The following is a 24,587-nucleotide window of genomic DNA, read 5'->3' as shown; positions in this document are numbered from 1 at the left end:
TGCCCACCGGCAGGGCGGTCGTTCGCGTTCCCGCGGGCCCATTAGGCTCGCGGACATGGCCGTGAACGCAGACTTCCAGGGGCGCACCTACCCACCGACGCCGCCGTATGCCGTGGGCCGGGCCAAGATCCGCGAGTTCGCCGAGGCGGTCGGCGCCTCCGACCCCGTGCACGTCGACCCCTCCGTCGCGACCGGCCGCGGCTACGCCGACGTCATCGCGCCCCCGACGTTTGCCGTGCTGATCGCCCAGCAGTGCGACGCGCAGCTGATCCGGGATCCCGAGGCGGGCATCGACTACAGCCGGGTGGTCCACGGGGAGCAGCGCTTCGCCCACCACCGGCCGATCACCGCAGGGGACGAGGTCGTCGGCGTGCTGACCGTCGACAGCGTCAAGGAGGCCGGCGGGCACGCCATGGTCACCACCCGCTCCGAGCTGGCCACCACGGGGGGCGAGCCGCTCTGCACGGCCACCTCCACCATCGTGATCCGAGGACGCGAGTGATGGCGATCCGCAAGGCCACCGACGTCGCGGTCGGCGAGGAGCTGCCCGGCCGCACCGTCCACGTCGAGCGCGCGACCCTCGTGCAGTACGCCGGGGCCAGCCTCGACCGCAACCCCATCCACTGGGACGAGCGCTTCGCGAAGTCGGTCGGCCTGCCCGACGTCATCGCGCACGGGATGTTCACCATGGGCTCTGTCGTCGGCGTCGTGAGCGACTGGGCCGGTGACGCGGGACGGGTGGTCGAGTATGGCGTCCGCTTCACCAAGCCGGTCGTCGTCCGCTACGAGGGCGGTGCCGACATCGAGGTGGCCGCGGTCGTCAAGAAGCTCGACCAGGAGACCCGGCGGGCCACCGTCGAGCTGACGGTCACCTGTGACGGAGTGAAGGTGCTCGGTCGGGCCTTGGCTGTCGTGGCGCTGGACTGAGCAGGCGACCACCCGGATGCGTGAGGAGCACGGCATACCGCTGGCCGGCCTGACCACCATGCACGTGGGTGGGCCCGCTGCGCGTCTCGTCACCGCTGAGAGCACCGACGAGGTCGTCGACGCCATCCGTGAGGTCGACGACGCCGACGAGCCGCTGCTCGTGGTCGGGGGCGGCTCCAACCTCGTGGTGAGCGACGAGGGGTTTGCCGGCACGGTCGTGCGCATCGCGACCCGGGGCATACGCGTCGAGTCGTCGGACCGGTGCGGTGGTGTGACCGTCCGCGTCGCCGCCGGTGAGGCGTGGGACGACGTGGTGGTGCGGGCGGTCACCGAGGGGTGGTCGGGGATCGAGGCACTGTCGGGGATCCCCGGCGCGGCCGGGTCGACGCCGGTCCAGAACGTCGGCGCCTACGGCCAGGAGGTGGCCCAGACGATCGCGCAGGTGCGGGTGTGGGACCGCCGGGAGCAGCAGGTGCGGACCTTCGCGAACGCCGACTGCCGGTTCACCTACCGGCACTCGATCTTCAAGTCCTCCAGCCGTTTCGTGGTGCTCGACGTGGTCTTCCAGCTCGCGATCAGTGAGCTGTCGACCCCGATCGCCTATGCCGACCTGGCACGCGGCCTCGGGGCCGAGGCGGGGGAGCGGGTCCCGCTGGGTGACGCGCGTGAGGCGGTCCTGGCCCAGCGCCGGCGACGGGGCATGGTGCTCGACGAGGACGACCACGACACCTGGTCGTGCGGCTCGTTCTTCACCAACCCCTTCCTGACCGATGTGGAGTTCGCCGCCCTGCACGACCGCGTCCGGGAGCGGCTCGGTGCCGATTCTCCGGCGCCCCCGCGCTTCCCCGGCGAGGGTGGCAAGGGCAAGACCAGCGCCGCGTGGCTGATCGAGCGGGCCGGCTTCACCAAGGGCTACGCGATGCCCGGTCCGGCGGCCCTGTCGACCAAGCACACCCTGGCGATCACCAACCGCGGTGACGCCAAGGCGGACGACGTCGTCGCCCTGGCGCGTGAGGTCCGCGACGGCGTGCGGGACGCCTTCGGGGTCACCCTGGTCAACGAACCGGTGCTCGTCGGCCACACCCTCTGACCGATCTCCCGCGCGGGAAACGGCTCGCGGCGGTGCAGCGGCACGGCATACAATTTGGTCGTTCGTTCAAATTGATGTCTGAAGAGGTGCTCTCGTGGCTGGCTGGCTCATGCTCAGCGGCGCCATCGTGGCCGAGGTCTTCGCGACCGTGGCGCTCAAGGTCTCCGACGGGTTCAGCCGGTTCGTGCCCTCGGGGCTCGTCGTGGTCGGCTACCTCGTGTCCTTCTACCTGCTCGCGCGGATCCTGGCCAGGGGGATGAACCTCGGTGTCGTGTATGCCGTGTGGTCGGCTGTCGGGGTCGCGCTCATCGTCCTCGTCGACATCCTCTTCTTCGGTGAGCGCCTGAGCCCCCTGCAGGTGGGCGGCCTCCTCCTGGTCGTCCTCGGCGTCGCGGCGCTCGAGCTCGGCGGCACGACGGCGTGAGCAGCCCGGAGGTCGACGGGCGGCGGGCCCGGGGCGAGCGGACCCGGCATGCCCTCATGGAGGCGACGCTGCGGGTCGTCGCCGCAGACGGGATCGGTGCCGTGACGCACCGGCGGGTCTGCCAGGAGGCCGGCCAGCCCGCCAGCTCGGCGGCCTACCACTTCCCGTCCATCACCGACCTGCTCGAGGCGGCACTGCTGGCCGCCGACGAGCGCAACTCGACAGAGCTGGCGCGCATCGAGGCCGCTGCCGACCCGGTCGCCGAGCTGGCGCGCTGGTTGGCCGACGACTTCGGCCCGGACCAGGCGGCGTGTCTCGCCGAGTACGAGCTCTACCTGCTGGCCGCTCGTACCCCGGCGTTGCGCCCGGCGGCCACCCGGTGGCTGACCGACCTGGGCTCGCTCGCGCAGGGATGGGGCGCCGACCCGCAGACGGTGCGAGTGGTCTGTGCCTATGTCGACGGCATGCTGATCCAGGGGCACGTGACCGGCCGGGCGCCGGCCGCGGTCGAGGTGGAGGCGGTGCTGCGAGGCCTGCTCGGGGCGGCCTGAGCCGCGACGAGGTCAGGTCCTGGGCCACGACGAGGTCGAGGTGCGGCCGGGCCGAGTCCCCTGGCCCTCAGAACCAGGTCGCGGCGATGCCGTGGCCGTGCGTCCAGGCAACCGCCTCTCCGTCGACGCCGAGGACGAAATCGAGGCCGGGACCGGGCGATCCGGGCGCGGAGGCCGTGACCCGTGGCAGCACCTGCAGACCCTCGTTGCTCACCCAGTGACACGCACCAGCGGCGACGAGCTCCGTCATACGGTCCTGGAACGCCTCGCGCTCGGGCGCCTCGAGGTAGGCGAGCACGGCCGTGTGGAACACGATGACCGCCCCGTGCCGGGAGGCCCGGTCGAGCAGGGCGGGCAGGTCGGAGCGGAGGTCGCCGCGCACCACGACCGGGGGATCGTGGCGGGCGATGCGTACGCCCTGCGCCAACCGCGCGCGGCGGTCGTCCTGCTCCGGCCAGACCAACGTCTCCAACCAGGCGACCTGGTCGCGGTCGGCCAGGTCCACTGGATGCAGGTCGAGCCCACCGCGCCAGCCCACCGGGACTCCTCCCGTGGGGGCCGTGAAGCCGCCGGCCATGCGCGCCGCGAGCTCCGGCCGGGCGCCCCGCGCGGACGGGGCCGGGTCCCAGGTGAGGTCGCCGTCGGTCGCGCGGAAACGGTAGGCGTAGCGGTCGGGGTACAGGCACAACCCGGCGCTCGCGCCCACCTCGAGCAGTGCCAGCGGCCGGCCGGCGCCAGCGGCCAGCGCGGCAAAGACCGGTGCCAGCGTGGCGAGGCGGCCCGGCTCGTTGGTCTGGGTGGCGCGGGCCAGGATCGTCTCGCGGATCGCGCCGCGGTCCTGCAGCAGCGCGCGGCGCAGTCCGTCGTAGGGGCCCGGTGCGGCGACGCCGTGCCAACGCGCCGCGGCGAAGACGAGGTTGGGTTGCTGCTTGATCCTGGGGAGCTGCCGGATCCACGTCAGCACCTCCTGGTCGTCCGCCACAGCGCTCGCCCAGTCGTGGAAGCACGGTGACTCATCGCGCGCGTGCTGCGCGAAGGAGCGGTACTGCTCGACGAGGTCCTGCCAGAGCTCCATGTCGCCTCCTCTTCGTGCCTCGACCGCCCGGTCCGGCGTCGGCGCCCGGTTGCTGCGGCCGGAACGTGCAGCGACCTCTTCCCGTCCGAGGTGGCCCTCGCTCAGCCGGACGAGGGGGCCCCCGCCATCCCGGCCAGGCGGGTCAGGTTGCGGGTGGCCATGGTCACGGTCATCGGACCCACTCGGGGCACGAACACGGAGGCCACCGCACGGATCGAGTCGTCGAAGTTGCGGAACTGCGAGAAGTTCACGCAGATCGCGCCGGCCCTGATCTCCTCACCCGCGACGAGCCGGAACTCGCGGCTCGGCACGCCCGTGATCACCACCTCGGCGCGTGCGAGCGCCTCGGCGCGGGTCTCGTCGGAGTCGCGCACGGTGTGGGTGAGGTGGCGTCCGGCCGGCTCGAAGACCTGGGTGCCGTCCAGGTCGAGGGAGACCACCTCGGCGCCGTCGTTGGCCAGCATCGCGGCGAGGGGACGGCCCACGATGTCCGACCGGTTGATCACGCACGCCGTCACCCCGCTGAGCGGCAGCGGACCCGGCGCGGCGAGGCTCGCGATGCCTGCGGCGTCCAACAGCTTGAGGATCGCCAGCGGCGTGCAGGGCAGGATCGCCTTCTGGGTGTGGGCACCGTCCAGCCAGCGGAGGTTCTCGTAGAGGTTGCGGCTCCAGAAGCTGTGCATCCCCTCGATGTCCTTGCGCGGGTCGACGAGCTCGCGCAACCACCGGTCCTCCTCGGCACCCAGCAGCGGGTAGTAGAGGAAGATGCCGTGCACGTCCGGGTCGACGTTGGCTCGCTGGATGGCGGTGACGACCTCCTCCGGCGCGGGTTGGACCAGGTCGAACTTGATGCCCACCGACTCGGCGCCCTGGCGGGCATACCGGGCATAGGTCGCGGCCGGCCCGTCGGCCTGGGTGAGCAGCCCGACGATGCGCAGCGGCCGGCCCAGCGCCGCCACCCGCCCGCGCACCTCCTCGGCGAAGGAACGAGCCACCTCGGCCGGGTCCAGGACGCGGGCGCTCATGGGGTCCTCCTCGGGTCGACGACGGGCGTGCCGGACCTGTTCGGCTCGGGCGGCTGGTCGCGTCCCGCCTGCCCGGATCCGGCGAGCCACGCGTCGACCTCCGACAACAGGGCCTTCTGCAGGGCCACCGGGGCCCGCGACCCGCGGATCGAACCTCGTGCGAGGTCGGCCAGCTGCCCGTCGTCCAGTCCGTGGTCCACCCGCGCGCTCTCGTACTGCGCCTCGAGCCGGTTGCCGAACAGCAACGGGTCGTCGGCGCCGAGGGCGAGCCGAGCGCCGGCGTCGACCAGCTGCCGCAACGGCACCCGGGCGGCGGCGTCGTAGACCCCGAGCGCCACGTTGCTGCCCGGGCACAGCTCGAGCGTCACCTCGTCCTGCACGACGGTATCGAGGACTCGCGGGTCCTCGATGCTCCGCACCCCGTGCCCAAGCCGGTCCGGGGCGAGGAAGTGGAGCGTTTCGGCCACCGCGTCCGCCCCGAGGAGCTCGCCGGCGTGGGGCACGAGCGCCAGACCGGCCTTGCGGGCGATCGCAAACGCAGGGGCGAAGTCCGGTGTGTTGCCACGGCGTTCGTCGTTGCTGAGGCCGAAGCCGACGACTGTGCCCGGCCCCTCGCCGGCGTGCTTGGCGGCGAGACGCGCCAAGGTGCGCGCGTCCAGCGGATGGCGCATCCGGCTCGCCGCCACGATCACACCCACGCCCGTCCCCGTGGCCTCCGAGGCCGACCGGGCCTCGTCGAGGACGATCTCGAGGGCCGGAGTGATACCGCCGACGTGCGGGGCGTAGGAGGTCGGGTCGACCTGGATCTCCAGCCAGCGCGAGCCCTCGGCGGCGTCGTCCTCGGCCGCCTCGCGGACGATCCGCCGCATGTCCTGCTCGCCACGCACGCAGTGGCGGGCGGCGTCATACAGGCGTTGGAACCGGAACCACCCGCGCTCGTCCGTCGCCTTCAGCCGTGGCGGCCAGGAGGCGGTGAGCGAGTCCGGGAGCCGCATCGAGTGCCGGTCGGCCATGTCGAGCAGGGTGGGCAGTCGCATCGAACCGGTGAAGTGGAGGTGCAGGTGGGCCTTGGGCAGGGTCTGCACCGGGCGAGCCATGCCGTCAGTCTGCCATCCGGCCCCTGTCGCGCCCCGAGGTCGGGCCGGCCCGACGCGTTCAGCACGTCGCCGGGCAGGTGCAGCGCACCCGCTCACTGTGGCCACGGCCCCGACGGGCGCCACCCGACAGAATTTGCGCCCGTCGAGGTGAATGTGTTCGCCCCCCGGTTGCCCCGCGGATAGGTTGGGCGCATGGCGGCGATCGAGACGGGGGGCCTCACCAAGGCCTACCCTCGCGTCACCGCGCTCGACGGCCTCACCGTGACGATCGGGGACGGCGTGACCGGCCTGGTCGGGGCCAATGGCGCCGGCAAGTCCACCCTGATCAAGATCCTGCTCGGGCTGCTCCCCGCGACCAGCGGTGAAGCGCGGGTCCTCGGGTATGACGTGGCGGCCCAGGGGGCGCAGATCCGTGCCCTGGTCGGCTACATGCCCGAGCACGACTGCCTGCCCGCCGACGTGTCCGCCAGCGACTTCGTCGTGCACATGGCCCAGATGTCCGGCCTGCCCCACACCGCCGCCCGTGAGCGGGCTGCCGACGTCCTGCGCCACGTCGGCCTCGCCGAGGAGCGCTACCGCGTCATGGGCGGCTACTCCACCGGCATGAAGCAGCGCGCCAAGCTCGCCCAGGCCCTGGTGCACGACCCGCGGCTGGTCCTGCTCGACGAGCCGACCAACGGACTCGACCCCGCCGCGCGCGACGACATGCTCGAGCTCGTCCGCAGGATCGGCCACGACTTCGGCATCTCGGTGCTGGTCACCTCCCACCTGCTCGGTGAGCTCGAGCGGATCAGCGACCACGTGGTGGTCCTCGACGGTGGCCGGATGCTGCGGTCGTCCGCGACCTCCGAGTTCACCCAGTCCACCGGTCTCCTGCTCGTCGAGGTCTTCGGCAACCGGGCCGACCACGACCGGATGGGGCAGGCCCTCGTCGACGCCGGTCTGGCGGCTCGGCCGCACGGCGACCTCATCGAGGTGGAGGCCGCAGACCCGGCTGTCCACGACGTCATCCGCGACCTAGCCTGCGATCTCGAGCTCGGCCTGGTGCGCATGCAGCAGCACCACCGCCGCATCGAGGACGTCTTCAAGGAAGGGGAGGCCGGCAGTGTCCAGCCCGTCTGACCCGAGGGTGGCGCCACCGCGCGGCGTCATCCATGACATCGGTTACCGGCCGTATGCCGGTCCGCGCCTGGGGGAGGGGCAGGTCGCCTTCTCGTTGTTCCTGACCGGGCTGCGCAACTGCTTCGGCCTCGGGCGCTCGGGCAAGTCGAAGGTGCTCCCGCTGCTCCTGCTGGTGCTCATGGTCCTGCCGGCGCTGATCCTCGTCGCCGTCATGGTCCAGCTCAAGATGGACCAGCAGCTACTGCCGTATGCGCGCTACGCGATGGTCACCCAGTTGCTCGTCTCGGTGTTCGTCGCGGCGCAGGCGCCGGCGCTGATCTCACGCGACCTGCGCTTCCGGACCATCACCTTGTACCTGGCTCGGCCCCTGCGCCGCAGCACCTACGTGCTGGTGCGGCTCGCCTCGCTGACGGCCGCCGTATTCATCCTGCTGGTCGCACCCCTGCTCGTGCTGCTGCTCGGCGGGCTGCTGGCCGACCTGTCCGTCTGGGGACAGGTGCGCGGCTTCCTCGAGGCCACCGCGGCCGTGCTGGTCCTCGCCGCGGTCCTCGCCTGCCTGTCCGCGCTGGTCTCGGCGGTCACCACCAAACGTGGCATCGCGGTGGCGGCCGTGATCGTCGTGCTGCTGGTCAGCTACACCGTGGTGAGCGCGATCCAGGGCATCTCCGTCGACCAGGGCAACGACACCCTCGGACAGGCCGTCGGGCTGTTCTCCCCGTTCACTCTCATCGACGGCCTCCAGCACTGGGTCTTCAACGCACCGCCGTCGACGCCGGCACCGCCCGAAGGCACCGGCATCGGCGTGGTCTTCCTGATCGTGACCGTCCTCGTGCTGGCCGGGTCGGTCACGGCCATGCTGTTGCGCTACCGGAAGGCGGTGTCCGTGTGAGGGGCGACGACCAGCGGCGACAGTTCGGCGGAGCGACTCTGCCGCCGAGGAGCCGCGACGAGGAGAACCCGTGAGCGTGATCGCGCTGGAGAACGTCTCCCGCTGGTACCACAACGTCGTGGCCGTCAACGACGTCTCGATGACCATCGGGCCCGGCGTCACCGGTCTGCTCGGCCCCAACGGCGCCGGCAAGTCGACGCTGATCTCGCTGATGTCCGGCTTCCTCGCGCCCTCGGCCGGGTCGGTCACCTTGGACGGGAAGCGGCTGTGGCGCAACCCGGAGATCTATCGCGTCATCGGCCTGGTGCCCGAGCGCGAGGCGCTGTTCGACTACCTCACGGGCCGGCAGTTCGTCACGGCCAACGCCGAGCTGCACCGGCTGCCCGACCCCGGAGCAGCCGCGCACCACGCGCTCGCCGTGGTGGAGATGACCGACGCGCAGGACAGGGCCATCTCCACCTACTCCAAGGGCATGCGCCAGCGGGTCAAGATGGCCTCGGCGCTCGTGCACGACCCGGCCGTGCTGCTCCTCGACGAGCCGTTCAACGGGATGGACCCCCGTCAGCGGATGCACCTGATGGAGCTGCTGAGGCGGATGGGGGCGGAGGGCCGCACGGTGCTGTTCAGCTCGCACATCCTCGAGGAGGTCGAGCAGGTGGCACGCCAGATCGAGGTTGTCGTCGCGGGCCGGCACGCCGCATCCGGTGACTTCGGCGCGATCCGCCGGCTGATGACCGATCGGCCCAACCGCTACGTCCTGCGCAGCAGCGACGACAGGGCGCTGGCGTCCGCGCTCCTGACCGATCCGTCGGTCCGCGGCGCCACCCTACGCACCCAGGGTGGTCTCGATGTCGAGGCGAGCGACTTCGGCCGCTTCGCCCAGGTGCTGCCGCGGCTCGCCCGTGACCACTCCGTCCGCCTGCTCGAGGTCGCGCCGACCGACGAGTCGCTCGAGAGCGTCTTCGCCTACCTGGTGTCCTCGTGAACGCCACCATCGTCCGCCTCGGCGTGCGTGCGGTGCTCGGCCGCCGGCGCGGCATCATGCTGTTCATCCTGCCGGTGATCCTCATCCTGCTGGCCTTTGTGGTGCGCGCGCTCGCCGGCGAGGGGACCGACACCGCGGGCCACCTCCTGCCCCCGCTCGGGCTCCACGTCCTGTTGCCGCTGGTCGCGCTGATCGCCGCCTCGAGCGTCCTGGCCCCCGAGATCGACGACGGCTCGATCGTCTACCTGCTCGCCAAGCCGATCTCCCGGTTCACCATCACCTCCAGCAAGCTGGTGGTGGCGCTCGGGTGCACCGTCGTGTTCGCGGTCGTGCCGATCCTGATCGCCGGACTCATCCTCGCCACCGGCACACCGCTGCTGGCGGTGGCCTACGCGGTCGGCGCGCTGGTGGCGGGCACGGCATACGCGGCGCTGTTTACCTGGCTGTCCGCGTTGACCCGCCACGCCGTGGTCATCGGGCTGATCTACGTGTTGCTCTGGGAGGGCCTGATCGGTGGCCTCGTGAGCGGCGTGCGGTGGGTCAGCATCAGCTGGTGGGCCAGCGCGATCGCCGAGGCCGTCGATGACCGGCTGCGGCTGGTCTCGCCCGACCTGGGACTGCCGTATGCCGTGATCGCCTCGGTGATCGTCGTGGCCGGGTTCGTCCTGCTGGCGGCCCGCCGGCTGCAGGGCTTCAACCTCACGGGCGACGAGTAGACCGGTCCGGATCCGCGTCGCCGTCGATGGTGTGCATGGCCGCTTCCTCGGCCGAGGCGGAGCCGCCCGCGATTCCTTCGTCCTCGGCGTAGAGCTCGGAGTCCTCGTCCTCGTGGGCGCCCTCGTCGGGAGCCATCAGCCGTCCGGTGCGCTCGTCGCCCACCTCGTCGTCGCCGAGGAAGTCGTCGTCGGCGGCGATCGAGTCGGGGTCGTCGCCCCCGAGACGGTCCTCATCGAGCCCGCTCTCGTTGTCCGGCGCGCCGTAGGCCGAGTCGGGGTCGGGCACCTCCTGGGCGATCCGCTGCTCCAGGGTCTCGCCCCGCTCCTGCTCCGCGGCGGTGGTGCCGAAGCGGTCCACCCCGCGCGGCTGCTCGGGTGGCGAGTAGCCCTCGTCGAGGGCGTCATCGACGCCACGGTCGACGAGCGTGTCCTCCTCCGACAGCTGGTCCTCGTCGTCGAGGCTGAAGCTGCCCATGGCCTCCGCGCCGGTGTCCTCGTGATCAGTCATGCGCGCCCCCTGTGGTCGCTCCTCATGCTGCGACTCTAGGCCGACAGGCGCCGTGAGGCATCCCCAGCGGCCTACTTCGCCTCGCCCAGCAGCCGCTGGATCCGGCCGACCCCCTCCTCGAGGTCCGCGTCACCGAGCGCGTAGGACAGACGCAGGTAGCCGCTGGGCCCGAAGGCCTCACCCGGGACGACCGCGACCTCGGCCTCCTCGAGGATCAGTTCGGCCAGCTCCACCGAGGTCTTGGGTGTCCGGCCGCGAATGGTCCGACCGAGCACACCCTTGACCGAGGGATAGGCGTAGAACGCGCCCTCGGGTGTCGGGCACTCGACACCGTCGATCTCGTTCAGCATCGACACGATGGTCCGGCGGCGCCGGTCGAAGGCGGTCCTCATCTGCGTGACCGCCTCGAGCGAGCCGGACAGCGCCGCGACGGCGGCGCGCTGCGACACGTTCGCCACGTTGGAGGTGGCGTGCGACTGCAGGTTGGTCGCGGCCTTGACCACATCCTTGGGCCCGATCATCCAGCCGACCCGCCAGCCGGTCATGGCGTAGGTCTTCGCCACCCCGTTGAGCACGACGCACGTGTCGACCAGCTCCGGGACCTCGACGGGCATCGAGGCCAGGGGGACACCGTCATACCGCAGGTGCTCGTAGATCTCGTCGGTGACCACCCACACGCCGTGCTCGTGCGCCCACCGGCCGATGGCGCGCACCTGATCGGGGGTGTAGACCGCACCGGTCGGGTTGGCGGGGGAGTTGAACAGCAGCACCTTGGTGTGGTCGGTGCGCGCCGACTCGAGCTGGTCGACGGTGACGCGATAGCCCTGGGTCTCGTCGGCGAAGACCTCGACCGGCTCGCCGCCGGCCAGCCGGATGGCCTCGGGGTAGGTGGTCCAGTAGGGCGCGAGCAGCAGCACCTCGTCGCCGGGGTCGAGCAGCGCGGCGAAGGTGTTGTAGACGGCCTGCTTGCCGCCGTTGGTGACCAGCACGTTCTCGGGCGCGCACGCGAAACCGCTGTCTCGCTCGGTCTTGGCCACGATGGCCGCCTTGAGGTCGGGCAGCCCACCGGCCGGCGTGTAGCGGTGGTTGGCCGGGTCCTGCGCGGCGGCGACGGCGGCGGCGACGACGTAGTCGGGTGTCGGGAAATCCGGCTCGCCGGCACCGAACCCGATGACCGGCCGGCCGGCGGCCTTGAGCGCCTTGGCCTTGGCGTCGACGGCGAGCGTCGCGGACTCGGCGATGGAGCCGATCCGGTGGGAGACGCGGGGGAGCGGGGGGCGGGGCTGGGAAGACGTCACGTCCTTCAGGATGACAGAAGGCCGGTATGCCGTGTGCTCGCCGTCCGTTCCTCGGTCGCCCGGGGTGGCCGGCGCGGGCCCGGGTCCCGGGTTCGCCATCGGCGCACCGTCTCGCGTACACTCGCACCTCGGGTGGTTGACGACAACCATGCTGACGCATGCCCGTCGCCGGTCGCCTGCACGAACACAGCGCACGAGCACGACGCACCTGCATGACCCAGCAGCACCCTTAGGGCAGTGGCTCAATTGGTAGAGCACCGGTCTCCAAAACCGGCGGTTGGGGGTTCGAGTCCCTCCTGCCCTGCGTAGTGATTTGGACGACGCACCGCAGTTGGACGACGTCGTGAGTTGGATGACACCGCGCGGACGCGGTGCCGGTGGCAGCCGCCACCGGCAGCGTGACCGCAGCCAGAGATGAGGAACTGTGACCGAAACGAGCACGGCAGGTGCCCGTGGCTCCGGTCGTTCGCCGTCGATGCCGCCCCGGCGCAACCCGGTGAGCCGGATGTTCGCGGCGATCAGCCTCTTCATTGCGCAGATCCTCGACGAGTTGCGCAAGGTGGTGCGGCCCACGCGGCAGGAGCTCACGACCTACACCACGGTCGTGATCGTCTTCGTGGGCGCGATGATGGCCTACGTGTTCGGTCTCGACCAGATCTTCGTACGCGTGGTGAGCTTCGTGTTCGGCAGCGGCGGCGGCTGACCTGGCCGTCCGCGATGCCCGTGGCGGCGGTGTCCGCCGCGCGCGGCGTCACCGCGCCCGGCGCAGTGCTACGAGTGACCGTGCCGTCGCAGTAGTGACAACAGATGAGTTCCGCAGACTTCAGCAGTGAGGAAGCAGGTCATGTCCGAGCAATGGACCGCCGACGCCGAGAGCGCCGAGAGCACCACGGAGACCGCCGCACCCCAGGTGCCGGCCGAGCCCGAGGTTCCCGAGGCGGCTGACGCGCCCGCGACCGAGGAAGCCGCAACGGGGGTCGAGGACACCGTGGGGGATGTGCCGGCGCCCGACGCCGACGCCGCGCCCGACGCCGACACCGCCCCCGACGGGGAGGACGTCACTGCGGCCGAGGGCGAGGACGCGACTGCCGCCGAGGGCGAGAGCGAGGACGCGACTGCTGCCGAGGGCGAGGACGCGACTGCCGCCGAGCCGGAGCAGGACCCGCTCGAGGCCTTCAAGGACGAGCTGCGCAGCCAGTTCGGTGAGTGGTACGTCATCCACTCCTACGCGGGCTACGAGAAGCGGGTCAAGACCAACCTCGAGACGCGCGCCACCAGCCTGAACATGGAGGACTACATCTTCCAGGTCGAGGTGCCGACCGAGGACGTCACCGAGATCAAGAATGGGCAGCGCAAGCAGATCACCCGGGTGCGGATGCCCGGCTACGTGCTGGTCCGGATGGACCTCACCGACGAGAGCTGGGGTGCGGTGCGGCACACGCCGGGTGTGACCGGCTTCGTCGGCCACACCCACCAGCCGGTGCCGCTCAGCCTCGACGAGGTCGTCACCATGCTCGCGCCGCAGTTCGAGTCCAAGGACCTGGCGACCGGCGAGGTCGCGGCCGGCAGCAAGCAGGCCGAGGTCAAGGTCGTCGACTTCGAGGTCGGCGAGTCCGTCACGGTCATGGAGGGCCCGTTCGAGACCCTGCCCGCCACCATCTCCGAGATCAACCCCGAGAGCCAGAAGCTCAAGGTGCTGGTCTCGATCTTCGGCCGCGAGACCCCCGTCGAGCTGTCGTTCAACCAGGTCGCCAAGATCTAGACGCACGGGGGGCTCGACCCCCTGTGCGCCCCCGACTGCGAGGCGTTCGCCTCGCGCACAACTGAATACTCCTACCCTGAACCGCTCGCCCCGTTCGCGGTTCGGATGCAACCGGGTCATCGCCCATGGCGTCGGCCCATCACCGAAAGAGGAATCGCATGCCCCCCAAGAGCAAGAAGGTCTCCGGCTTCATCAAGCTGCAGATCCAGGCCGGCCAGGCCACGCCCGCACCGCCCGTCGGTCCGGCGCTCGGTCAGCACGGCGTCAACATCATGGAGTTCGTCAAGGCCTACAATGCCGCGACGGAGTCCCAGCGTGGCAACGTCATCCCGGTGGAGATCACGGTCTTCGAGGACCGCTCGTTCACCTTCATCACCAAGACGCCGCCCGCGGCCGAGCTGATCAAGAAGGCCGCCGGCGTGGCCAAGGGTTCCGGTGAGCCGAACAAGACCAAGGTCGCCAAGCTCACCGCGGCACAGGTCCGCGAGATCGCTGAGCAGAAGATGGCCGACCTCAACGCCAACGACCTCGACCAGGCGAGCAAGATCATCGCCGGCACCGCACGCTCGATGGGCATCACCACCGAGCTCTGACCGACAGACCCGGTACGCCGCCCGCCCAGGCTCGTGCTCACTCCGGGCCGCATTGCTCCGCCGGGACCGGTTCTCGAGGACGCAAGAGCGGCCCGAGGTGAGCAAAGCAGCCGCCGGTGAGCACACGGCATACTGAACATCCGTGGGAGGGCCAGCGCTGGCCCGCACCACAGCTCCACCCATCCAGCAGGATCAGTTTCAAGGAGAAGCAGTGAAGCGCAGCAAGGCCTACCGCGCCGCAGCGGACAAGATCCAGGAGGACCGGCTCTACTCGCCCCGCGAGGCCGTGCACCTGGCCAAGGAGACCTCCACCACCAAGTACGACGCGACCGTCGAGGTCGCCATGCGCCTCGGGGTCGACCCCCGCAAGGCCGACCAGATGGTGCGTGGCACCGTCAACCTGCCCAACGGCACGGGCAAGACCGCCCGGGTCCTGGTGTTCGCCACCGGTGACCGCGCCGCCCAGGCGACCGCTGCCGGTGCCGACTTCGTCGGTTCCGACGACATGCTCGAGAAGGTGCAGGGTGGCTGGCTCGACTTCGACGCCGTCGTCGCCACGCCCGACCTGATGGGCAAGGTCGGCCGGCTCGGCAAGGTGCTGGGCCCCCGCGGCCTGATGCCCAACCCGAAGACCGGCACCGTGACCATGGACGTGGCCAAGGCCGTGTCCGACATCAAGGGTGGCAAGATCGAGTTCCGGCTCGACAAGCACGCCAACCTGCACTTCATCATCGGCAAGACCTCGTTCAGCGAGGACAAGCTGTTCGAGAACTACACGGCGGCGCTCGACGAGGTGCTGCGGCTCAAGCCGTCGTCCTCGAAGGGCCGCTACATCGAGAAGGCCACCGTGAGCACCACCATGGGGCCCGGCATCCCGATCGACGCGACCCGCACCCGCGTGGTCGACGACGTCGCCAGCTGACCCAGCCCACGAGAGCCCGCCACCCTTATTGGGGAGGCGGGCTCTCGCCCGTTCCGGGCTGTGGCGGACGACGATTTGGTCGCCGCGTCACCGGGCCCGTAGGATGACGACACCAAAGACCGCCGGTCGACCCTGCGCGCGAGTGCACGGGCCCGAAGGTCCCGCCGAAGGCGGGCGACCAGCGCAGGTGAGCAGCACGTGGCATACCCGTTCGTATGCCGTGAGCCCCGCGCCCTGCGCCGGGGCTCTCGTCGTCTCCAGGGCCTTCACACCGGCACTCACCCGGAAGGAGGCCCCATGGCAAAGCCCGAGAAGCAGGCTGCCATCGCCGAGCTGGCGGACAAGTTCCGTAGCTCGGATGCGGCCGTGCTCACGGAGTACCGCGGCTTGTCCGTGGCGCAGCTGACCTCGCTGCGCACCTCCATTCGCGAGCACGCAACCTACGCCGTGGTGAAGAACACGCTCACCGAGATCGCCGCGAAGGAAGCCGGAGTCACGGCTTTCGACGGACACCTCCAGGGCCCCTCGGCCATCGCCTTCATCACCGGTGACCCGGTCGAGGCGGCCAAGGGCCTGCGTGACTTCGCCAAGGCCAACCCCCACCTCGTGATCAAGGCTGGCGTCCTCGACGGCAAGCCCCTGTCTCCCGAGGAGCTCACCCAGCTCGCGGACCTCGAGTCCCGCGAGGTGCTGCTGGCCAAGCTGGCCGGCGCCATGAAGGCGTCGCTCAGCCAGGCGGCATCCCTGTTCGCCGCGCCCTTGTCGCAGACGGCCCGTGTGGTCGAGGCTCTGCGTGCCAAGGTCGAGGCGGAGGGGGCGGCGGTCCCCGAGACCGCGAACGAGGCGGACTCGACCGAGCCCGCCGAGAGCACCACCACGGACGAGGCGGCTTCGGTCCAGGCCGACGCCTCTGCCACCCCAGACGTCGCCGCGGGTGGCGACGAGAGCTGACGCGCTCCGCGCCAGCTTCCACACCAGATCACGCCACTCACGGCAAGAACAGAAAGGACGCCATCATGGCGAAGCTCAGCACTGACGAGCTCCTCGAGGCTTTCAAGGAAATGACCCTGATCGAGCTCTCCGAGTTCGTGAAGCAGTTCGAGGAGACCTTCGATGTCACCGCTGCTGCCCCGGTTGCCGTCGCGGCCGCCGGTGCCCCGGCTGCCGGTGGCGGCGACGCCGCCGCCGCGGAGGAGAAGGACGAGTTCGACGTCATCCTCGAGGCCGCGGGCGACAAGAAGATCCAGGTCATCAAGGAGGTGCGGTCCCTCACGAGCCTCGGCCTGAAGGAGGCCAAGGACCTCGTCGACGGCGCCCCGAAGCCGGTCCTCGAGGCCGCCGCCAAGGACGTCGCGGAGAAGGCCAAGGCCGCCCTCGAGGGCGCCGGCGCCACCGTCACCCTCAAGTGACCCCTTCCCGGGCGGCGGCCCGCGGCTGAGGCCGCGCCACACCCGCGCGGGAGAGCCGCAAGGCGGGAGAGACCACACGGTCTCTCCCGCCTTCGTCGTTCCCGGACGGGGCCGGCTGCCGCCGGAGAAGAAGGCCGTATGACGTGCCCTCGTCGCCCGCGAGGGGCCGCCGACCCGCCGCCGAGCCAATCTCGTGGGGCGTTTCGTCTTGACGCGGGGGCCTCGGGGCGTCACCATCGTCGCAAGAGATGACGAGGTCAGGCGTGCGGAGAGGTGACTGCCGGACAGGCAGTTGGACTTGTCTGCCCTGATGCGGGTATGCTATCGCTTTGCGCTGCCTTGACGTCTCCTCCACCTCCTCCGCGCCGCCGTTCGTGCCCCTTGGGCGCGCCCTGTGGACACGACAGGATGCATGGTTGAGCCGCCGGGCTCCCGCGCACGACTTGCCGCATTGACTTCAGGCCCGTGGAAGGACCCTCCTTGGCTGCCTCGCGTACCGCGACCCAGACTGTGTCCACTGCTCGTACGGCTTCTGGCCGTCTCTCCTTCGCGAAGATTCGCGAACCTCTCGAAGTTCCTGACCTGCTGGCCCTCCAGACCGAGAGCTTTGACTGGCTCCTCGGCAACGAGCGTTGGCAGGCACGGATCGCGGCCGCCAAGGCCGAGGGCCGTGTGGACGTCCCCGACCGATCCGGCCTCGAGGAGATCTTCGAGGAGATCTCCCCGATCGAGGACTTCTCCGGATCGATGTCGCTGTCGTTCCGCGACCACCGCTTCGAGGAGAAGAAGTACTCCATCGAGGAGTGCAAAGAGCGGGACATGACTTACTCCGCTCCGCTGTTCGTCACGGCGGAGTTCATGAACACCACCACCGGTGAGATCAAGAGCCAGACGGTCTTCATGGGCGACTTCCCGCTCATGACCGACCGCGGCACCTTCGTGATCAACGGCACCGAGCGTGTGGTCGTCTCCCAGCTGGTGCGTAGCCCCGGCGTCTACTTCGAGCGCAGCCTGGACAAGACCTCCGACAAGGACGTCTACACCGCAAAGGTCATCCCCAGCCGCGGTGCCTGGCTCGAGTTCGAGGTCGACAAGCGCGACATGGTCGGCGTGCGCGTCGACCGCAAGCGCAAGCAGTCGGTGACCGTGCTGCTCAAGGCCCTCGGCTGGACCGAGGCGCAGATCCTGGAGGAGTTCGGCGACTACGAGTCGATCCGCCAGACCCTGGAGAAGGACCACACGGCCGACCAGGACGAGGCGCTGCTCGACATCTACCGCAAGCTGCGCCCGGGCGAGCCGCCGACCCGTGAGGCCGCCCAGACGCTGCTGGACAACCTCTACTTCAACCCCAAGCGCTACGACCTGGCCAAGGTCGGCCGCTACAAGATCAACAAGAAGCTCGGCATCGAGGCGCCGCTGGCGGAGTCCGTGCTGTCGCTCGACGACATCGTCGCCACGATCCGCTACATCGTCGCGCTGCACGCCGGTGAGACGACCATGGCCGGTCGGCGCGACGGCAAGGACGTCGACGTGCGGGTCGAGGTCGACGACATCGACCACTTCGGCAACCGCCGTCTGCGCAACGTCGGCGAGCTCATCCAGAACCAGGTCCGCACGGGCCTGTCCCGGATGGAGCGCGTCGTCCGCGAGCGGATGACCACCCAGGACGTCGAGGCCATCACGCCGCAGACCCTGATCAACATCCGGCCGGTCGTCGCCTCCATCAAGGAGTTCTTCGGCACCAGCCAGCTGTCGCAGTTCATGGACCAGAACAACCCGCTCGCGGGTCTGACCCACAAGCGCCGCCTGTCGGCGCTGGGCCCGGGCGGTCTGTCCCGTGACCGCGCCGGCATGGAGGTCCGTGACGTCCACCCGAGCCACTACGGCCGGATGTGCCCGATCGAGACCCCGGAAGGCCCGAACATCGGCCTGATCGGCTCGCTCGCCTCCTACGGACGGATCAACCCGTTCGGCTTCGTCGAGACCCCTTACCGCAAGGTGGTCAAGGGCCAGGTCACCGACGACGTCGACTACCTGTCCGCCGACGAGGAGGACGAGTTCGTCATCGCGCAGGCCAACGCGCCCCTGACCGCGGAAGGCCACTTCGCCGAGGAGCGGGTCATGGTCCGCACCAAGGGTGGAGAGGTCGCCGACATCCCGGCGGAGGACGTCGACTACATGGACGTCTCGGCCCGGCAGATGGTCTCGGCGGCGACCGCGCTGATCCCGTTCCTCGAGCACGACGACGCCAACCGTGCGCTCATGGGCGCCAACATGCAGCGTCAGGCCGTGCCGCTGGTGCAGTCCGAGGCCCCCCTCGTCGGCACCGGCATCGAGTACCGCGCGGCGCTCGACTCCGGCGACGTCGTGCGCTCGGAGAAGCCCGGCGTGGTGCAGGAGGTGTCCGCGGACACCGTCACGGTGGCCGCCGACGACGGCACCTACCAGACCTACCGCATCGCCAAGTTCACCCGCTCCAACCAGGGCACCAGCTACAACCAGCGGGTCATGGTGGACGAGGGTGACCGGCTCGAGGCCGGCGGCGTGATCGCCGACGGTCCCGCGACCGACGGCGGCGAGATGGCCCTGGGCAAGAACCTGCTCGTGGCGTTCATGCCCTGGGAAGGGCACAACTACGAGGACGCGATCATCCTGTCGCAGCGCCTCGTGCAGGACGACGTGCTCTCCTCGATCCACATCGAGGAGCACGAGATCGACGCCCGTGACACCAAGCTGGGCCCCGAGGAGATCACCCGGGACATCCCGAACGTCTCCGAGGAGGTCCTGGCCGACCTCGACGACCGCGGCATCATCCGCATCGGCGCCGAGGTCCGTGACGGCGACCTGCTGGTCGGCAAGGTCACGCCCAAGGGCGAGACCGAGCTGACCCCCGAGGAGCGCCTGCTGCGCGCGATCTTCGGTGAGAAGGCCCGTGAGGTCCGCGACACCTCGATGAAGGTCCCGCACGGCGAGACCGGCACGGTCATCGGCGTCAAGGTCTTCGACCGCGAGGAGGGCGACGAGCTCCCGCCCGGCGTCAACCAGCTGGTGCGCGTCTACACCGCCAACAAGCGCAAGATCACCGACGGCGACAAGCTCGCCGGCCGCCACGGCAACAAGGGCGTCATCTCCAAGATCCTGCCGGTCGAGGACATGCCGTTCCTCGACGACGGCACGCCGGTCGACATCGTGCTCAACCCGCTCGGTGTGCCGGGCCGGATGAACGTCGGCCAGATCCTCGAGATCCACCTCGGCTGGGCGGCGTCGCGCGGCTGGCAGATCGAGGGCGATCCCGACTGGGCGTCGATGATCCCGCAGGACGCTCGCTCGGCCGAGCCGGGCACCCGCGTCGCCTCACCGGTGTTCGACGGTGCCCGCGAGCACGAGATCACCGGCCTGCTGGAGTCGACGACCCCGACCCGGGACGGCCAGCGACTGGTCGGCGAGTCGGGCAAGACCCGGCTGTTCGACGGCCGCTCCGGCGAGCCGTTCCCGGACCCGGTGTCGGTGGGCTACATGTACATCCTCAAGCTGCACCACCTGGTCGACGACAAGATCCACGCGCGCTCGACCGGTCCCTACTCGATGATCACCCAGCAGCCGCTCGGCGGTAAGGCCCAGTTCGGTGGCCAGCGCTTCGGTGAGATGGAGGTCTGGGCACTCGAGGCCTACGGCGCGGCCTACGCGCTGCAGGAGCTGCTGACGATCAAGTCGGACGACGTGACCGGACGGGTCAAGGTCTACGAGGCGATCGTCAAGGGCGAGAACATCCCCGAGCCCGGCATCCCCGAGTCGTTCAAGGTGCTCATCAAGGAGATGCAGTCGCTGTGCCTCAACGTCGAGGTGCTCTCCAGCGACGGCACGTCCATCGACATGAGGGACTCCGACGACGAGGTCTTCCGCGCTGCGGAGGAGCTCGGCATCGACCTGTCGCGGCGTGAGCCCAGCTCGGTTGAAGAGGTCTGAGGTCTACGACCCCTGCAACCCACGAACTCAACTTTCACGGCATACGAAAGTAAGGAAGCACGCAGTGCTGGACGTTAACTTCTTCGACGAGTTGCGCATCGGACTCGCCACCGCCGACGACATCCGCGAGTGGAGTCACGGCGAGGTCAAGAAGCCTGAGACCATCAACTACCGCACCCTCAAGCCGGAGAAGGACGGGCTCTTCTGCGAGAAGATCTTCGGCCCCACCCGCGACTGGGAGTGCTACTGCGGCAAGTACAAGCGGGTCCGCTTCAAGGGCATCATCTGTGAGCGGTGCGGCGTCGAGGTCACCCGCGCCAAGGTGCGTCGTGAGCGGATGGGCCACATCGAGCTGGCCGCGCCGGTCACCCACATCTGGTACTTCAAGGGTGTGCCGAGCCGGCTCGGCTACCTGCTCGACCTGGCTCCGAAGGACCTCGAGAAGGTCATCTACTTCGCGGCCTACATGATCACGTCCGTCGACGAGGAGGGGCGCCACCGCGACCTGCCCTCGCTCGAGGCGCAGATCGAGGCCGAGAAGAAGGAGCACGAGAACCGCCGCGACGTCGACGTCGACACCCGCGCCAAGAAGCTCGAGGCCGACCTGGCCGCGCTCGAGGCCGAGGGTGCCAAGGCCGACGCCCGCCGCAAGGTGCGCGAGAGCGCCGAGCGCGAGATGAACCAGATCCGCAAGCGCGCCGACCAGCAGGTCGAGCGGCTCGAGCAGGTCTGGGACCGGTTCAAGAACCTCAAGGTTCAGGACCTCGAGGGCGACGAGATCCTCTACCGCGAGATGCGCGACCGGTTCGGCCTCTACTTCGAGGGCGGCATGGGCGCGGCAGCGCTGCAGAAGCGGCTCGAGACCTTCGACCTGGACGCCGAGGCTGCCTCGCTGCGCGAGATCATCACGACCGGCAAGGGCCAGAAGAAGACCCGTGCCATCAAGCGGCTCAAGGTCGTGACGGCGTTCCAGACGACCACCAACAACCCCATGGGCATGGTGCTCGACTGCGTGCCGGTCATCCCGCCGGACCTGCGCCCGATGGTGCAGCTCGACGGTGGCCGCTTCGCCACCTCGGACCTCAACGACCTCTACCGGCGCGTGATCAACCGCAACAACCGGCTCAAGCGACTGCTCGACCTGGGTGCTCCGGAGATCATCGTCAACAACGAAAAGCGGATGCTGCAGGAGGCCGTGGACGCGCTGTTCGACAACGGCCGCCGCGGTCGTCCGGTCACCGGGCCGGGCAACCGGCCGCTGAAGTCGCTGTCCGACATGCTCAAGGGCAAGCAGGGCCGGTTCCGCCAGAACCTGCTCGGCAAGCGCGTCGACTACTCCGGCCGCAGCGTCATCGTGGTCGGCCCGCAGCTCAAGCTGCACCAGTGCGGCCTGCCCAAGCAGATGGCGCTCGAGCTGTTCAAGCCGTTCGTGATGAAGCGTCTGGTCGACCTCGACCACGCGCAGAACATCAAGTCGGCCAAGCGGATGGTCGAGCGGGCCCGTCCCGTCGTCTGGGACGTGCTCGAAGAGGTCATCACCGAGCACCCGGTGCTGCTGAACCGCGCACCCACGCTGCACCGCCTCGGCATCCAGGCCTTCGAGCCGCAGCTGGTCGAGGGCAAGGCCATCCAGATCCACCCGCTCGTCTGCTCGGCCTTCAACGCCGACTTCGACGGTGACCAGATGGCCGTGCACGTGCCGCTGTCCGCGGAGGCGCAGGCCGAGGCCCGGATCCTGATGCTCTCGAGCAACAACATCCTCAAGCCGGCCGACGGTCGTCCGGTGACCATGCCCACCCAGGACATGATCATCGGCCTGTTCCACCTGACCTCGGTCAAGGAGAACGGCGTCGGCACCGGTCGGGCGTTCTCGTCGGTCAGCGAGGCCCGTATGGCCTTCGACGCCGGCGAGCTCGACCTCGGCGCGGTCGCCAAGATCCGCCTCGAGGACGTCGTCCCGATCCCCGGCACCGAGCTGCCCGAGGGCCTCGAGCCCGACGAGAACGGCGCCGTGCCGTCGCTGATCGTCGAGACGACCCTGGGCCGTGCGCTGTTCAACGTCACGCTGCCGATGGACTACCCGTTCATCGACGAGACCGTCGACAAGAAGCGGCTCTCGCGCATCGTCAACGACCTCGCCGAGCGCTACACCAAGGTGCAGGTCGCCGCGTCCCTGGACGCCCTCAAGGAGGCCGGTTTCCACTGGGCCACCCGCTCCGGCACGACCGTCGCGATCTCGGACGTGGTGACCCCGCCGCGCAAGACCGAGATCCTCGAGGCGTATGACGCCAAGGCCGCCAAGGTCCAGGCGCAGTACGAGCGCGGTCTGATCACCGACGACGAGCGCCGTCAGGAGCTCATCGAGATCTGGACGCAGGCCACCAACGAGGTCGCCAAGGAGATGGAGGACAACCTCCCGCACGACAACACCATCTTCCGCATGGTGTCCTCGGGTGCCCGAGGCAACTGGTTCCAGCTGCGGCAGATCGCCGGTATGCGCGGTCTGATGGCCAACCCGAAGGGCGAGATCATCCCGCGCCCGATCAAGGCCAACTTCCGTGAGGGTCTGTCCGTGGGTGAGTTCTTCATCTCTACGCACGGCGCCCGCAAGGGCCTGGCGGACACCGCGCTGCGGACCGCCGACTCGGGTTACCTGACCCGGCGGCTGGTCGACGTCAGCCAGGACGTCATCATCCGTGAGGAGGACTGCGGCACCGAGCGTGGCGTCGTCCTGCCGATCGCGCAGAAGAACGCCCGCGGCGAGCTCGTCGAGCACGAGGACGTCGAGACCAGCGTGTATGCGCGCACCCTCGCCGAGGACGTCGTGCAGGACGGGGAGGTGCTCGCCGAGGCGGGCATGGACCTCGGTGACGTGGTCATCGACGCCCTGGTCGCGCACGGTGTGGAGAAGGTCCGGGTCCGTTCGGTGCTCACCTGTGAGTCCCGTGTCGGCACCTGCGCCCACTGCTACGGCCGTTCGCTGGCCACCGGCAAGATGGTCGACATCGGTGAGGCGGTCGGCATCATCGCCGCCCAGTCCATCGGTGAGCCCGGCACCCAGCTGACGATGCGCACCTTCCACACCGGTGGTGTGGCCGGTGACGACATCACCCAGGGTCTGCCGCGTGTCGTCGAGCTCTTCGAGGCCCGCACCCCCAAGGGAGTGGCGCCGATCGCCGAGGCCACCGGCCGCGTGCAGATCGAGGAGACCGACAAGGCGCGCCGGATCGTGCTGACGCCGGACGACGGCACCGACGAGCACGCCTACCCGGTGAGCAAGCGGGCCCGCCTGCTGGTCGCCGAGGGCGAGCACGTCGAGGTCGGCACCAAGCTGGTCCAGGGCGCCATCGACCCGAAGCAGATCCTGCGCATCCTCGGCCCCCGCTCGGTGCAGACGCACCTGGTCGACGAGGTGCAGCACGTCTACCGCCAGCAGGGTGTGTCGATCCACGACAAGCACATCGAGGTCATCGTGCGGCAGATGCTGCGCCGCGTGACGATCATCGACAACGGTGACGCCGAGCTGCTGCCCGGTTCACTGGCCGAGCGTGGTCGCTTCGAGGAGGAGAACCGTCGCGTGGTGTCCGAGGGTGGGCGTCCCGCCTCGGGCCGTCCCGAGCTCATGGGCATCACCAAGGCCTCGCTCGCGACCGACTCGTGGCTGTCGGCGGCTTCCTTCCAGGAGACCACCCGGGTGCTCACGGACGCGGCGATCCACGCCAAGTCCGACCCGCTGCTGGGGCTGAAGGAGAACGTGATCCTCGGCAAGCTGATCCCGGCCGGCACCGGTCTGCCCCGCTACCGCAACATCAAGGTGGAGCCGACCGAAGAGGCCAAGGCCGCGATGTACGCCATGCCGGACTACCAGCAGTTCGACTACACCGGGTTCGGCCCGGGGTCGGGCGAGGCGGTCCGTCTGGACGACGCGAGCCTCGGCTTCGACCGCGACTGAGTCACCGGGGAGGCCACACGGCATACCCAGATCGCGAACGGGACGGACCCTGCGGGGGCCGTCCCGTTCGCGATTTGGTGCGGCCACCGCCCGGGCGCTAAACTTGCGGACTGTGCGTGGGCTCACCCATGCGCGAGGGTACCCAGCAGCGATCACGTCGAAGCAGGTTCACGACGCGGCCGCGGCCAGGACCCGAACCTCTCGCCGGGCAGTCCATAGCGTGCCTCCACACGGTACGCGTCCTGGGAAGTGCAGGGGGGAGCGCCGGTCCGACAC

At 69.8% G+C, this 24,587-nt stretch carries 21 protein-coding genes, 1 tRNA gene and 1 pseudogene; 18 read left to right on the top strand and 5 right to left on the bottom strand.

Features of this window, described 5'->3' with window-relative positions; translation table 11 throughout:
• Positions 1-55 precede the first annotated feature (55 nt).
• The 5 genes from FCN22_RS05845 (at position 56) to FCN22_RS05825 (ending at position 2,992) form a co-directional block, all read left to right on the top strand.
• Positions 56-502 (top strand): FAS1-like dehydratase domain-containing protein, encoded by a 447-nt coding sequence (locus FCN22_RS05845; RefSeq protein WP_137120608.1) that lies wholly within the window; start codon positions 56-58, stop codon positions 500-502.
• Positions 502-927 carry a MaoC family dehydratase gene (locus tag FCN22_RS05840; protein WP_137120607.1) on the top strand — a complete coding sequence of 142 codons (426 nt, stop codon included), beginning with the start codon at positions 502-504 and terminating at the stop codon, positions 925-927. The genes FCN22_RS05845 and FCN22_RS05840 overlap by 1 nt, the downstream gene beginning before the upstream one ends.
• Positions 908-2,017, top strand: coding sequence for a UDP-N-acetylmuramate dehydrogenase (locus tag FCN22_RS05835; protein ID WP_274381547.1), 1,110 nt, complete (start codon positions 908-910; stop codon positions 2,015-2,017). Before FCN22_RS05840 ends, FCN22_RS05835 begins: the two co-directional genes overlap by 20 nt.
• A gap of 94 nt (positions 2,018-2,111) precedes the next feature.
• Positions 2,112-2,441 carry a DMT family transporter gene (locus FCN22_RS05830; protein ID WP_202911427.1) on the top strand — a complete coding sequence of 110 codons (330 nt, stop codon included), beginning with the start codon at positions 2,112-2,114 and terminating at the stop codon, positions 2,439-2,441.
• Positions 2,438-2,992: a TetR/AcrR family transcriptional regulator gene (locus FCN22_RS05825; RefSeq protein ID WP_137120605.1), complete on the top strand. Its 555-nt coding sequence runs from the start codon at positions 2,438-2,440 to the stop codon at positions 2,990-2,992. Before FCN22_RS05830 ends, FCN22_RS05825 begins: the two co-directional genes overlap by 4 nt.
• 67 nt (positions 2,993-3,059) lie before the next feature.
• Here the strand turns inward: FCN22_RS05825 and FCN22_RS05820 are convergent, their stop codons facing one another.
• The 3 genes from FCN22_RS05820 to FCN22_RS05810 all read right to left on the bottom strand — a co-directional run bounded on the left by FCN22_RS05820 (position 3,060) and on the right by FCN22_RS05810 (position 6,189).
• The gene (locus FCN22_RS05820; RefSeq protein ID WP_137120604.1) at positions 3,060-4,067 is read right to left on the bottom strand and encodes a DUF2332 domain-containing protein; all 1,008 of its coding nucleotides are present in this window, start codon (positions 4,065-4,067) and stop codon (positions 3,060-3,062) included.
• A gap of 101 nt (positions 4,068-4,168) precedes the next feature.
• On the bottom strand, positions 4,169-5,092 hold the full coding sequence (locus FCN22_RS05815; RefSeq protein ID WP_137120603.1) for a bifunctional methylenetetrahydrofolate dehydrogenase/methenyltetrahydrofolate cyclohydrolase: 924 nt from the start codon (positions 5,090-5,092) through the stop codon (positions 4,169-4,171).
• On the bottom strand, positions 5,089-6,189 hold the full coding sequence (locus FCN22_RS05810) for an adenosine deaminase (protein WP_137120602.1): 1,101 nt from the start codon (positions 6,187-6,189) through the stop codon (positions 5,089-5,091). Before FCN22_RS05810 ends, FCN22_RS05815 begins: the two co-directional genes overlap by 4 nt.
• A 192-nt stretch (positions 6,190-6,381) precedes the next feature.
• Here FCN22_RS05810 and FCN22_RS05805 point away from each other — a divergent pair, with 192 nt between their 5' ends.
• From FCN22_RS05805 to FCN22_RS05790, 4 genes and pseudogenes are all read left to right on the top strand, one after another.
• The gene (locus tag FCN22_RS05805; RefSeq protein ID WP_137120601.1) at positions 6,382-7,311 is read left to right on the top strand and encodes an ABC transporter ATP-binding protein; all 930 of its coding nucleotides are present in this window, start codon (positions 6,382-6,384) and stop codon (positions 7,309-7,311) included.
• Positions 7,295-8,200, top strand: a complete 906-nt coding sequence (locus FCN22_RS05800; protein WP_137120600.1) for an ABC transporter permease subunit — start codon at positions 7,295-7,297, stop codon at positions 8,198-8,200. The genes FCN22_RS05805 and FCN22_RS05800 overlap by 17 nt, the downstream gene beginning before the upstream one ends.
• A gap of 136 nt (positions 8,201-8,336) precedes the next feature.
• A pseudogene (locus FCN22_RS05795) lies at positions 8,337-9,185 on the top strand (ABC transporter ATP-binding protein); the annotation flags it as partial.
• The gene (locus FCN22_RS05790; RefSeq protein ID WP_137120598.1) at positions 9,182-9,901 is read left to right on the top strand and encodes an ABC transporter permease; all 720 of its coding nucleotides are present in this window, start codon (positions 9,182-9,184) and stop codon (positions 9,899-9,901) included. The pseudogene FCN22_RS05795 and the gene FCN22_RS05790, both read left to right, overlap by 4 nt.
• On the opposite strand, the gene FCN22_RS05785 is transcribed toward FCN22_RS05790, so the two are convergent.
• Together FCN22_RS05785 and FCN22_RS05780 are read right to left on the bottom strand one after the other, a co-directional pair.
• Complete coding sequence (locus FCN22_RS05785; protein WP_137120597.1) at positions 9,885-10,409, bottom strand: DUF5709 domain-containing protein; 525 nt, start codon at positions 10,407-10,409, stop codon at positions 9,885-9,887. The genes FCN22_RS05790 and FCN22_RS05785 overlap by 17 nt on opposite strands.
• 71 nt (positions 10,410-10,480) lie before the next feature.
• Complete coding sequence (locus tag FCN22_RS05780; protein WP_162308141.1) at positions 10,481-11,707, bottom strand: pyridoxal phosphate-dependent aminotransferase; 1,227 nt, start codon at positions 11,705-11,707, stop codon at positions 10,481-10,483.
• A 231-nt stretch (positions 11,708-11,938) separates the two neighbouring features.
• On the opposite strand from FCN22_RS05780, the gene FCN22_RS05775 reads away from it, so the two are divergent.
• The 9 genes from FCN22_RS05775 (at position 11,939) to FCN22_RS05735 (ending at position 24,311) form a co-directional block, all read left to right on the top strand.
• Positions 11,939-12,011: transfer RNA gene (locus FCN22_RS05775), tRNA-Trp, on the top strand.
• 120 nt (positions 12,012-12,131) lie between these two features.
• Entirely contained in the window at positions 12,132-12,410 is a 279-nt protein-coding gene (gene secE, locus FCN22_RS05770) for a preprotein translocase subunit SecE (RefSeq protein ID WP_373681283.1), read from the top strand.
• A gap of 141 nt (positions 12,411-12,551) precedes the next feature.
• The gene (gene nusG, locus FCN22_RS05765; RefSeq protein ID WP_137120729.1) at positions 12,552-13,469 is read left to right on the top strand and encodes a transcription termination/antitermination protein NusG; all 918 of its coding nucleotides are present in this window, start codon (positions 12,552-12,554) and stop codon (positions 13,467-13,469) included.
• 158 nt (positions 13,470-13,627) lie between these two features.
• Entirely contained in the window at positions 13,628-14,062 is a 435-nt protein-coding gene (gene rplK, locus FCN22_RS05760) for a 50S ribosomal protein L11 (protein WP_137120595.1), read from the top strand.
• A 211-nt stretch (positions 14,063-14,273) separates the two neighbouring features.
• Positions 14,274-14,984 carry a 50S ribosomal protein L1 gene (gene rplA / locus FCN22_RS05755; RefSeq protein ID WP_137120594.1) on the top strand — a complete coding sequence of 237 codons (711 nt, stop codon included), beginning with the start codon at positions 14,274-14,276 and terminating at the stop codon, positions 14,982-14,984.
• Between the two features lie 297 nt (positions 14,985-15,281).
• Positions 15,282-15,935 (top strand): 50S ribosomal protein L10, encoded by a 654-nt coding sequence (gene rplJ / locus FCN22_RS05750; RefSeq protein ID WP_137120593.1) that lies wholly within the window; start codon positions 15,282-15,284, stop codon positions 15,933-15,935.
• Between the two features lie 65 nt (positions 15,936-16,000).
• Positions 16,001-16,393: a 50S ribosomal protein L7/L12 gene (gene rplL, locus FCN22_RS05745; protein WP_137120592.1), complete on the top strand. Its 393-nt coding sequence runs from the start codon at positions 16,001-16,003 to the stop codon at positions 16,391-16,393.
• Between the two features lie 480 nt (positions 16,394-16,873).
• A complete protein-coding gene (gene rpoB, locus FCN22_RS05740; protein WP_137120591.1) occupies positions 16,874-20,359 on the top strand; it encodes a DNA-directed RNA polymerase subunit beta in 3,486 nt (1,161 codons plus the stop codon).
• Positions 20,360-20,423: 64 nt separating this feature from the next.
• Positions 20,424-24,311, top strand: a complete 3,888-nt coding sequence (locus FCN22_RS05735; protein WP_137120590.1) for a DNA-directed RNA polymerase subunit beta' — start codon at positions 20,424-20,426, stop codon at positions 24,309-24,311.
• Positions 24,312-24,587: the final 276 nt, after the last annotated feature.

It is taken from the genome of Segeticoccus rhizosphaerae, assembly GCF_005222685.1.
Taxonomy (GTDB): Bacteria; Actinomycetota; Actinomycetes; order Actinomycetales; family Dermatophilaceae; genus Segeticoccus; species Segeticoccus rhizosphaerae.
The sequence above is the reverse complement of the archived record's forward strand: the minus strand, read 5'-3'. Positions and strand labels throughout refer to the sequence as shown.